At 65.8% G+C, this 9,667-nt stretch carries 17 protein-coding genes; 3 read left to right on the top strand and 14 right to left on the bottom strand.

What is annotated here, in order from left to right:
- Window positions 1–291: 291 nt before the first annotated feature.
- Both LX81_RS15010 and LX81_RS15005 read right to left on the bottom strand, forming a co-directional pair.
- The gene (locus tag LX81_RS15010; RefSeq protein ID WP_111538136.1) at window positions 292–672 is read right to left on the bottom strand and encodes a hypothetical protein; all 381 of its coding nucleotides are present in this window, start codon (window positions 670–672) and stop codon (window positions 292–294) included.
- A gap of 312 nt (window positions 673–984) precedes the next feature.
- Window positions 985–1,932, bottom strand: a complete 948-nt coding sequence (locus LX81_RS15005; protein ID WP_308418338.1) for a DUF2493 domain-containing protein — start codon at window positions 1,930–1,932, stop codon at window positions 985–987.
- 851 nt (window positions 1,933–2,783) lie between these two features.
- On the opposite strand from LX81_RS15005, the gene LX81_RS15000 reads away from it, so the two are divergent.
- Window positions 2,784–3,566 carry a hypothetical protein gene (locus LX81_RS15000; protein WP_146259446.1) on the top strand — a complete coding sequence of 261 codons (783 nt, stop codon included), beginning with the start codon at window positions 2,784–2,786 and terminating at the stop codon, window positions 3,564–3,566.
- A 105-nt stretch (window positions 3,567–3,671) separates the two neighbouring features.
- On the opposite strand, the gene LX81_RS14995 is transcribed toward LX81_RS15000, so the two are convergent.
- The 3 genes from LX81_RS14995 to LX81_RS14985 form a co-directional block, all read right to left on the bottom strand.
- A complete protein-coding gene (locus LX81_RS14995) occupies window positions 3,672–3,986 on the bottom strand; it encodes a hypothetical protein (RefSeq protein WP_146259445.1) in 315 nt (104 codons plus the stop codon).
- A 77-nt stretch (window positions 3,987–4,063) separates the two neighbouring features.
- Window positions 4,064–4,333 carry a hypothetical protein gene (locus tag LX81_RS14990; RefSeq protein WP_111538132.1) on the bottom strand — a complete coding sequence of 90 codons (270 nt, stop codon included), beginning with the start codon at window positions 4,331–4,333 and terminating at the stop codon, window positions 4,064–4,066.
- A 12-nt stretch (window positions 4,334–4,345) separates the two neighbouring features.
- Window positions 4,346–4,765: a TSCPD domain-containing protein gene (locus tag LX81_RS14985; RefSeq protein WP_111538131.1), complete on the bottom strand. Its 420-nt coding sequence runs from the start codon at window positions 4,763–4,765 to the stop codon at window positions 4,346–4,348.
- Window positions 4,766–4,853: 88 nt separating this feature from the next.
- Here LX81_RS14985 and LX81_RS14980 point away from each other — a divergent pair, with 88 nt between their 5' ends.
- Together LX81_RS14980 and LX81_RS14975 are read left to right on the top strand one after the other, a co-directional pair.
- Complete coding sequence (locus tag LX81_RS14980; protein WP_111538130.1) at window positions 4,854–5,126, top strand: hypothetical protein; 273 nt, start codon at window positions 4,854–4,856, stop codon at window positions 5,124–5,126.
- Window positions 5,127–5,255: 129 nt separating this feature from the next.
- Window positions 5,256–5,624 (top strand): hypothetical protein, encoded by a 369-nt coding sequence (locus LX81_RS14975; RefSeq protein WP_111538129.1) that lies wholly within the window; start codon window positions 5,256–5,258, stop codon window positions 5,622–5,624.
- Window positions 5,625–5,696: 72 nt separating this feature from the next.
- On the opposite strand, the gene LX81_RS14970 is transcribed toward LX81_RS14975, so the two are convergent.
- The 9 genes from LX81_RS14970 to LX81_RS14930 all read right to left on the bottom strand — a co-directional run bounded on the left by LX81_RS14970 (window position 5,697) and on the right by LX81_RS14930 (window position 9,576).
- Window positions 5,697–6,245 (bottom strand): hypothetical protein, encoded by a 549-nt coding sequence (locus LX81_RS14970; RefSeq protein ID WP_111538128.1) that lies wholly within the window; start codon window positions 6,243–6,245, stop codon window positions 5,697–5,699.
- A gap of 76 nt (window positions 6,246–6,321) precedes the next feature.
- A complete protein-coding gene (locus LX81_RS14965) occupies window positions 6,322–7,047 on the bottom strand; it encodes a phosphoadenosine phosphosulfate reductase domain-containing protein (RefSeq protein ID WP_111538144.1) in 726 nt (241 codons plus the stop codon).
- Window positions 7,048–7,079: 32 nt separating this feature from the next.
- Window positions 7,080–7,556 carry a hypothetical protein gene (locus tag LX81_RS14960; protein ID WP_111538127.1) on the bottom strand — a complete coding sequence of 159 codons (477 nt, stop codon included), beginning with the start codon at window positions 7,554–7,556 and terminating at the stop codon, window positions 7,080–7,082.
- The gene (locus tag LX81_RS14955) at window positions 7,553–7,780 is read right to left on the bottom strand and encodes a hypothetical protein (RefSeq protein WP_111538126.1); all 228 of its coding nucleotides are present in this window, start codon (window positions 7,778–7,780) and stop codon (window positions 7,553–7,555) included. The genes LX81_RS14960 and LX81_RS14955 overlap by 4 nt, the downstream gene beginning before the upstream one ends.
- Complete coding sequence (locus LX81_RS14950) at window positions 7,777–8,043, bottom strand: hypothetical protein (protein WP_111538125.1); 267 nt, start codon at window positions 8,041–8,043, stop codon at window positions 7,777–7,779. The genes LX81_RS14955 and LX81_RS14950 overlap by 4 nt, the downstream gene beginning before the upstream one ends.
- Entirely contained in the window at window positions 8,040–8,312 is a 273-nt protein-coding gene (locus tag LX81_RS14945; RefSeq protein ID WP_111538124.1) for a hypothetical protein, read from the bottom strand. Before LX81_RS14945 ends, LX81_RS14950 begins: the two co-directional genes overlap by 4 nt.
- On the bottom strand, window positions 8,309–8,728 hold the full coding sequence (locus LX81_RS14940; protein WP_111538123.1) for a hypothetical protein: 420 nt from the start codon (window positions 8,726–8,728) through the stop codon (window positions 8,309–8,311). Before LX81_RS14940 ends, LX81_RS14945 begins: the two co-directional genes overlap by 4 nt.
- Window positions 8,721–9,059: a hypothetical protein gene (locus LX81_RS14935; protein ID WP_111538122.1), complete on the bottom strand. Its 339-nt coding sequence runs from the start codon at window positions 9,057–9,059 to the stop codon at window positions 8,721–8,723. The genes LX81_RS14940 and LX81_RS14935 overlap by 8 nt, the downstream gene beginning before the upstream one ends.
- A gap of 91 nt (window positions 9,060–9,150) precedes the next feature.
- Entirely contained in the window at window positions 9,151–9,576 is a 426-nt protein-coding gene (locus LX81_RS14930; protein ID WP_111538121.1) for a hypothetical protein, read from the bottom strand.
- Between the last annotated feature and the right edge of the window lie 91 nt (window positions 9,577–9,667).

Here is a 9,667-nt window from a genome sequence, read left to right as displayed (position 1 = left end):
CGCGGCCGCCTCGGCTGCGGGTGCCAGGTGCGACGCCGCGCGACTGCGCGACGGGCCGCCAGGCCCGTTCCCTGCCCGACACGCGAAGCCGAGGGCAGGGGGCCGACATTTGCCACACGGGCATCGCGACGAGCGGCGCGTCACGGTTGCCTGTGGGCATGATGTCTCACGCGGCCCTCCGGCCCGCCGCAGGCGGGGTGGAGGGTACAGCCGCGTTCCAGCAAGTCCTTCGCGGCGCGACCGGTTCTGGATGAGGATGCCCCCGCCGAAGCGGGGGCAGGTCCGTCCTCGTCAGAACGGAATATCCTCCAGATTGCAGAAGGGGCAGGAGTGCCGCGGGTAGTCCGACGACAGCCCGTGAGGGCATGTTCCGGGCGTGTGGAGCTGCACGCTGCGGACAATCCCGTCCCGTTCGAGCCGCTCCACGACGTGGTACTGCCATCCGTCCGGAACCGCTGCGGCGATCAGGTCGGCGACCTTGCGGTTTCGCTGGATCTGCCAGAAATCGAGCAGGGCTTGGTAGGACTGGTCCGGACGGGACTGCGTGGCCGCGTAGGCGGCGAACGTGTCCAGATCGAACCCTTTCTCGCCGATCTCGAACGGCATCCGAGGCGCCGTCCGGCGGGGCCGGAGACGGTCGATGAGGCGGGCGACGGAATTGCTGGAAGGCATGTGGTTTCATCCTCTGAATGGTTGGGGTGATCGCGCTTTCTTGTCGTCCACCGCGATCACCCTTTTCGAAGCCGCCTTTCTCTCGGCCTCCCCGGACCTCGATCGCCTTTCTCGTTCGCCGCTACCGCGACCGCCAGGTCGCGGCCCTGCGCGGGCAGCGCCATGTCCTGCCGGGGCGGGGGCGCCAGTCCCCGCCCCGGCAGGACTACCCCGACCGCCAGCCGCCAGGGCGACGGATCCAGCCTGGGCGACCCGCGCACGAGAAAGGGCGACCCGTGCGGGCCGCCCTCTCGGGGGTCGATGGGGTGCGGGTCAAGCGTCCCGCTTCGGCTCCGGCTTGGGGATGCGGGCGACGTGCAGTCCTTTCGCCTCGGCTTTCGTGGCAAGGTTGAGGGCAATTCCGTTGCCTCCGAAGAGGATCACACCCTTGATCTTCGCGCGCAGCATCTCGTCGTTTGCGAGGAACGGGGCGCGGCGGTTGTGGGCGGGCCAGTTCGGGCGAAACATCACCTGCGGCACCTTGCGGGACCGCGCCCACGCGGCGGCGATCTTCTCGGCGCCGCGCGATCCTTTCTGACACAAAACCATGTCGGGGCATTTCGCGAGGGCGGCATCCAGACGCTTCCAAATGGGGGCGCTGTCGATCCAGTCGGCATCCCCGGCCACCGCGATAAAAGTGCCAGTCACCTTGTTCCGCTCGGCCTCGGCGCGGTCGGCGGCGTCCAGCAGCTTCTTCGCCTCGAACACGGCCCCGGTTTCCATCGCGCGGCGCGTCGTGCGGTCGCCGGTGACGGGGGTGTAATGCTCGCCGGTCTCGGTTTCGTAATGCTCGGCGGCGCACTCGGCCATGAGTTTCAGGGCGTCGGCCTTCTCTTGCAGGATCGTGTAGAGGCGCGTCGTCTGGTCAAGCTCGACCTCCGCGATCTCGCTGCCATCCTGCGAGGCGATCAGGGCGCGGGCCTTTACCTTCTGACGGTCGGCGGCTTGGTCCAGCGACACGGCGCGGCGCTGCAACATGGTCGCGAAGGCATGGGCGAGGGGTTCCACCTCGGACGCAAGGCCGGTGCCTTGAAGGGTGCCGATCAGGGCCTCGAACGCCTCTCCCACGGCGCGGGTCTGCAATTCGTCGTCGTTCGGGATGGGAAGGTCGTCGCTGCCGTTCTCGGTGAGGCCAAACAATTCGATTTCGTCATAAGGGGTCAGCATGGTTTTAGTTCCTGATGTGCGCCGGACATTTCCGGCTTTGGAGGGGAGCGCCAATCGCTTCCCCTGTCCCCTTTTTACTAATTAAATCGGGTCTAATCTAATGATTTATCTGCATTTTATGCGAATTGTTTTCTTGCCTCAATTCCCTAAATCCGTTTGTTTTGATTCCTGTTGTTGGGAAGCACACCCCGAATTGATTGCAAATCAATTCGGAAATAAATCCAAATGGCGCGATAGCGCCTCCTTATTCTTTAATACGGACAGACCCGTCAGGGCGTCGTTTGTTCGTCATCCCGCAGCCGGTCGCACGGCCAGAACAGGACGCGGCGGGGGGACGGGGGCAACGGCAAATGCGGAGGGTCCGCGCCCGTAGGGCGTGGAAACCGTATTTGTCGTTGGGGAGGCGCAGCCGACCGCACCGCCGTCCCCCCGGTGCGTCAGGTTCGATCAGGCCGCGAACGGTTCGGGGGGCGGACAGGCGATGCCCTCGGGCGCTGGTCCGGAAGGAAGCCCCGGCCGAGCGGCGTTCGTCGCGCAGCGGCGAATCCCCGAGGCCGGCGGTTCAGCCTGGTGCGACAGAGGGGCGTTCGGCTTGTCCGAACCCCCGGCCCGGGAGGCGATGCCGGTGAAGCAACCCGCGCCAGTGACCGAAACCCGCAGGGCCGAGACCCGGCCGCCTGACCGACCATGCGGCCGTGGCGCGACCGGCTCCGGAGGAGACGGGGAGCGACACATCAGGCCGAAGGGAGAGCAGGGGGCCGGGGCTCGGGGAGGGCCGCCGCAGGCGGGCCGAGTAGGGCACGGTCCCGCAGGGAGGCGTCCATCCCACTGATTTGGCGGATTCACCCGCCCGACTTGGCGTGATTAAATCTTGAAAGTCGTTTCGAAGATCAAAGGGCCCGATCATGTCCAATCCTGAACCGGCTTCCGAGCCAAACGGACCGAAGAAGGGATCGACACCGCGTTTTCGACCTGACGGCACGCCGTTCGGAGTAAGCCGCCAAGTCAGGGACCGACTTCTGCGCTGTATCGGTCGCAGCGATCCCGATCCAACGAAGCAACGCTTGCCGGGTCGGATCAGTATTTCGACCGTGATGTGGACGGAGTTGTCGCAGAAGGTCGGCGGCGACCTGTTCGAGAACCCTGACAAGTTGTGGACGTTGCAGGCGATTGATCGCCTGACCGGACGTGACGTCTCCTGGGAAGCCTTCAGTAACCGTGTCGTGGCAGCAATTACCGCGATCGAGCGTTCGAGAGTGCAGGCGACGGAGATGGCGCGACAGGTCAATGCGAAGGAGCGCGATCCGCTGGCCGATCCGCGCGAAGCGATCCGTCAGTGGATCCTCGATACCCGACTGGCCGGCGGGGTGTCCGGCGGATCGGACATGGTTCATGCCAAGCGGAGCGTCGATCTTCTGCTCGGAACGCTGCGCATAGGGGAGCCGGGCGGTCCGACGGACACCTTCTTTCACATGGGCTGCCGGTATGTGTGGGCCTATATGATTGCGATGGCAAACCGTCCGGGGGAGGATTTCACGCTCGCGGACATGCACTTGCATCTGAAGCAAGAGCATTTCGGGGCGCTGGCCGCCGGGGAACCCGAGCGCGGCGTAAGGTCCGAACTGGAGAAGGCATCAGCTTGCGACGAACGCCTGTTCTCGACGGCGATGGCGACGCTGGGTCTTTAGGAAGAGAAAGCCTGCGCGAAGCGGGGGTCGAGTAGGGCACCTCCCGGCCGGTGTCAGCCGGACGGGAGGTGCCCGAACACGAGCGCCATCGGGAACGGGTCGGCATCAAGCCTGACCGCGACTCCGGCAGGCTTCGCGCCACCGGTTTGCCGCCCTGTTTCCGGTCGGTGTGAGGAGATCGAGGATCTCCCGAGGGGCGCCGGTGAAGGATGGGTTCTCTTTCTCCGACGAGACGATGATTGCCTCGATCATTTTGCCATCCCGCTCGATCGGTCCCTTGAAGATGGTCAAACCGGTAATGGTCTCTTCTTCGCGGTAGGCCACGTACCAGACGCCATCGGCACCCTCGGCCAAGGCTACCACGGGGCTCTCTTTCTCCATCGCGGCGGCATATTCGTCCTCGTCCTCGTCTTCATCCATGTCGCGATCGAAGATGCCGCGAACGGTCCACTCGTCCAAAGGGCGGGGATCTCGGGTCATGTGGTCATCCGTCCGAGTTACCGGACTTCGCTGGTCGTGAACCGTTCAGCTTCCGCGGCAGTCACGCACCGGGCTTCCTGGGGCTCGTCGTGCGGCCAGAAGACGCCAACATGAGCCGGGTCCTCATTCTCGCAAAGCGCCCGCATCACGTCGCCATAAAAGGCACCCGACGCGCGGACATGGGAATAGGCGAGATACGCCGTCACGCCGATGGCGAAACCACTGACGAGAGTGAGCGCCACGAAAGCGCGTGTCGGTCGAAATCGTTCTGGGTCGATCGTGGTCATGTACTGTTCAACCTACCTGCCGCGTCTGGAATTGCACGCGCCTCGCGATGCGCTGGCTGTTTCAAGAGGATCGCATGGCGGGCTTGGGCGAGCCAACTCTTCCACGATCAGGCCGATATGGCTGGCATAGGGCATCGAGCCATCGGGCTGCTCGTCGCGCGACAGCGATTTTGCCACGTCGGCGGGCCGGAGGCCGTGCTGGAGAAGCAGGGACACCAGAACGCAGGCATCCTGGACCTGGAACTCGAGCTGCGAGCCTGACTTGAAGCCGGCCGAGTAGAAGACCTCGCGGGGCCGATCCGGCTCTTCGGGATCGAAGCCGATCGACAGGGAAATCGTATGGCCTTCGGGGGTCGCGACACCGCGGGTCTCGGTGAGACGGCGCGGCGGCATGACGTGCCGGGGGTCCGGGCTCGTCTTGTAGGCGGTCATGTCAGGTCCCTCTGCCACTGGTTCGGAGTCGATGGATGGTGTCGATGACGGCTTCCCGCCTGCGTGATGTTCTCATAATGTTCTCCTCATGCCTATCACAATCGCGGACATGATCGACGAGGACGTGGAGCTGGAGATCCACTGTGCCCAATGCGGCAAGGTCTCGCTGCGTCGAGGCCGCACGCTGCTGGCGAAGTTCGGCCTTACGGTCCGGATCCGCGTCCTTCAGCGCCGCTTGCGATGCCAGACCTGCGGCATGATGGGCGAGCTGCGCCTGACACTGCCCGACAACGCGCATAGCCACGAGCGGCTGATCCGCGGCCTCGACCTTCACGGCCGGTTGCCGGAGCGGAAGAAGTAGCCTGCTCTAATGGCGGGTTATCGGTGGCTTTCTTCGCCCGTGATCGAACCTAAATGGCGCGTTGCTATGGACGTCGGCCGACGGACGGCTTGTGCAGCGCGGAATTGCGGCGGACCAAGAGATCATCCCATGACGAAGAAAATTCACGTCGCGGCGGAAAACGCCGCACTCCGGGAGAGCCTGAAGGCGACCATCGAGACCTTCGACATCGGCGACGTCGTGATGGCGTCGACGGAGGGCGAGGAGGGCACGGTGGCGGTCCGGGAAACGAAGCCTGACATCCTCGTCGTGAGCACATCCGTCGAGGAAGACACAGCCGAGCATCTGCAATGGTATCGCGATGCAGCCCCGCAGGCGCATATCGTGGGCTTCGCGTTCAACGACCGCCAGGCGGAGGATCTCCGCGACCTGGGAATCGAGACGGTCGTCTCGGTCAAGAGCCCGCGCGCCGAGGTGATCAGGATTCTGCAGCAGGTGGATCGTGACACGCCGGACTAGGCCGTCACGCAAGAAGCGCGGTCCGGGGACCGCGCTTCGGGGGAGGGACACGCCCTCGATGGCAAGACGGGTTCAGCGGTTGTCGGCGCCGATGCCCATGCGGTGATTGTCGAAGGCTTCCTTGGCAAGATGCTCGGCGTAGTCCGCGCCGTAGATGTTGGCCTGCGTCTCCAGCGCGGTCCCCGCGCGGTCGGAGATGGTGAAGGAATAGACCTGGCCGGTGAGGTATTCCTCGTAGGTCAGTAGCTCGACTTGCAGCAATTCGAAGGCGCGCTGGACCTCTTCCGGGCCGATGTCGCCGGGTTCGTCGAACTCCAGGCGGAGCAGGTCGTAGTCCGCGAAGGCGTAGCCGGCTGTCGGAGCCATGTCGCCCTGCATGGCGCTGAGGGACGAACGCCCCGTCTGGTCCGTGTTCAGCCGCAGGCGGTAGATCAGGTACTGCCGGGTCGGGATGCGGCTGTGGAACTCCACGCGGTCGTGGAACGGGTGCGGGTCGCCCAACCCCTTCGTCCACGTCACGATCCGGAAGAGGTTGTTGTCCGCGAGCCGCGGGTTCCGCGGCTTCGACTGCACGGCCATCGTCATTCTCAGGCCCGTCTCGTCGTCGATCATCTGGAGCATGATCCGACCCCATATCTGGTGTGTTCCTGTTTTGTTTACACCCTATGGGGTCGGCCTGTCGATCAGTTTCGTCCGGTCAGGCAAGATTTTTGCCCATGCCGACGATCTCGCGCAGCGGCACCCGCGTCGGGCTGAGCGTGTGTCCGATCTCCTCTTCGAGCGCGATGTATTCGGCGGCGAGACGCGGACGGAGCCGCGCGGCGCGGCGCAGGTCCGCGCGCGAGGCCATGATGCAGAACGAGCAGGAGCAACGGGTCATGCCACGCGCATAGACCCAATGTGGTCGCTCTCCGGCGGTGGCGATCTCCGCGAAGACGCGGGCTTCCGTCCAGCCGTGGATCGGCAGCCAGTCGAGCCATTCGCGGCCGGCCTTGCTGTTGCGCTCGTTCCGCAGGACCGGGGCGCGTCGTGCCCGGTCGCGTCCTTCTTCGGCGCGCAGCCCCATGCAGGAGACGATCCGCCCACCGAAACGTGGGTTGGCTTTCAGGTAGCGGCGCAGCTCGCGGGCGATTGGATCTCGCTTTTGCCCGGAGGTGCAGGTCCGGATTGAGGGCGAGGGCCACTTTTTGCGCTTCCGGACGGCGGTGAGCAGGTCGGTCGCCGCATGGGCGAGGATCAGGGGCGTGTCCCCGATCGTCGCGCGGATATGGGCGAGGGTGCCCGGCCATTCCACGCGCCCCAGGGGCGCGTGGACGACGACGAGCTGATCGGGCGGGACGAGAGACCGCAGGCGGATCATCATGGCCTGCGAGTCCTTCCCGCTGCTGTGTGAGCAACTGACCAAAGCACCTGCTGCGATCATCTCCGCGATCTCCGGCGGAACCGCATCGCCCGTCACGGCGAGGTCGCCGCGCGGTAGAGTGTCAGCGCCTCCGCGAAGGGCAGGGTGTTGAGGATCACGGCGCCGGGGTGTTGTCTGAGAACGCCCGCGATCGTGGCCTCGACGCGCTTGCGGTGCTTCACTTCGTAAAGGCACCCGTCTGCGGGATCGCGCATCACGACCTTGGTCCGCAGCGCGGTCTTCAGGTCGCGCGCAATCAGCCAGTCCTCGACGAGCTGGCCGCAGTGGAACTCCAGATCGGTGTCGCGCGGCGTGCCGTCATGCCCGGTCCACTTGGGCAGATTGGCCTTGCACCACGCATCGGCCGCCGCGAAGGCGGCCCGGTCGCCGTCGAAGCGATCGGGACCGCCGTGACCGTCGTTGCCGACCGTGCCGATCTTGCGGCCGTCGATGGTGAGGCTGGCGCTGTAGCAGTTCGTCTCTTCCGACGAGAATGCCGCGTACTGGATGGCCTTGAGTTCGATCTTCATGGGATCGTCCTTTCGAGGTCGGAGGGGGGAAGGGCGATCGCGGTCGCGAGCACGCGGGCGAGCAGGAACCGCTGGCCGCCCGCGTTCTCGACGAGGACATCCGGCAAGCCCGGCGTGTCTTCGACGATGCGGTGGATATTCCAGTCGGGATCGTCCGCGCGGAACGGCTTGTCGGCGGGGCCGGTGGCGTACCAGTGGCCGAAGAGGGAGGCGGGGCCGCTCATGCCCCCGCCGCCTCGGTCGGAGCGGACGCGGCCGCGCGCACCTCGCGGTTGATCCGAGCGACCTCCTGCCGGAGCCGGGTCAGCGTGACCTCGCCGGGGTCGAAGGACCGACCGTCCGGCAGGGGCAGGACGCCCCGGAAGCCGCGCATGTTGTAGTAAAAGGGATCGCCCCACGGCTCGCCGTTCAGGAGGACCTGCCAGCGTTTGTGCGGTTCGTGGAAGTGCGGCGAGGGTTTCGACTTCAGCGCGATGCGGAAGGTCATGTGGAGGTCTCCTGCGATGTGCGGATGGCGGCGAGGGTCGCGCGGGCGGAGGCGACGAGGCCGAAGAGGTGCGGGAAGGCGCGCGTGTCGATGCCGCCCCCGGCGTAGTGTGCCGCGTCCGAGACCAGCTCGGGCAGGGCGGGATCGTCGGCGCGGATGCGGTAGTGGTATCGCTCGACCCGCTGGATCGCCGGCGTGGGCAGATCGCGTTCGGCGTGGTCGTCGAGGAACACGCGGGGGATGCGGATGAGGACGGGCTTGGGTCTCATGCCGCGACCCTCCGCGTCTCGCGCGGCGCGCTGGTCCAGGCGCTCGTCCGGACGCGCAGCGGATAGGTCCGCTGAAGCGCGTCGAAGAACGCTTCGGCCCGGTCGTCGATGAGGCTGCGCGCCAGCGCATCAGTGACATCGAGGTCCGCCCGTACGCCGAAGGTGACGTGAACACGGGCATAGCTGTCCTCGTACAGCCAGACTTCGTGCAGCCCGTTGCGCGCGACGATGTTTTCGCCGTGGCCGCGAAAGTCTCCGCCGACGGGATGCCACGTCGATCCGAGATTGCTTCGTATGGCCAGAACCAGATCGTCCCATGCGTCGCGCCAGAGACAGCCATCTTGGGGATCGAGATCCTCGAACGGCTCAGCATAGGCGGTGCGGCCGTCCCGGCTCCAGTAGAGGCCCTCACCCATTGTGCGCGCCTCCGCTCCAGCCGCCGGGCGGGGTCCAGGCGCCGCAGCGCAGGGCGCGGCGCGGATCGCCGAGCGCGATGGCGATCTGGTCGAACACCTCGGCGATCACCGCCTCGGAGCGGATTTCCATGTGAACCTTCGGGTAGTAGCCGAGGTAGGGACCGCCGAACTCGCGGAGGATCATCTCGTCGATGGTGGTCCATGCCGAGAGCGCCATCGCCCGTGTCACCGAGGTCGGCGTGAGCTGCAGCCGGCGGGCGACGGTCGCGAGGGCCTCGCGGGCCACCGCCTCCCGTGGGGGCGTCGGTGTGTCATGTATCGAAGTCGTCATGCGTCGGTCCTTTCCGAAGCGGGGTGGGATCGCGCACGAAAAAGGGCCGCACCTTGCGGTACGGCCCTGGAGGACGGGTCTGGATCGACGCCTATCCGGGTCGGGAGGATCGTCGGAACATCGTCACGAGACCCATCAGGATGGCCGCCTGCGCCATCACGATGAAGAGCACCGTGGCGCCGATCACGGTCGCTCGCGGCTCCGAGGTCGAAGCGCCGGTCGTCATCTCGGACAGCATCAGGAAGATCGAGAGCGCGGTCGGCACCGATGCCGCGGGCAGCGCGAGAAGAAAGATGATGGCCGGAAGACCTCTCGGCGATCGGAGGGAGAGCCCTTCACGGGAACGCCTGGGGATGAGAAGCGCGGTCGTGATCCCGATGCACCCGCTGATCGTACTCGTCAGCGCAAGCTCGTAGGGCGCGGTCAGGCGATCGTAGAACTGCAACAGGGTCAGGATCGTCCAGAGAACGATCGCGGCGAGGACCATCGTCCAGATGACGCCGAGGGATTGTTTCATGGTTTGCACCCCGTGGTGATAGCCCCGGCAATCCGGATCGTCAGGGGCAAAGTACGGTTCGGCCCCGGGTCGTCCGGAGCCGCGGAGAAAC

Source organism: Palleronia aestuarii (assembly GCF_003253995.1).
Lineage (GTDB): Bacteria > Pseudomonadota > Alphaproteobacteria > Rhodobacterales > Rhodobacteraceae > Palleronia > Palleronia aestuarii.
The sequence above is the reverse complement of the archived record's forward strand: the minus strand, read 5'-3'. Positions and strand labels throughout refer to the sequence as shown.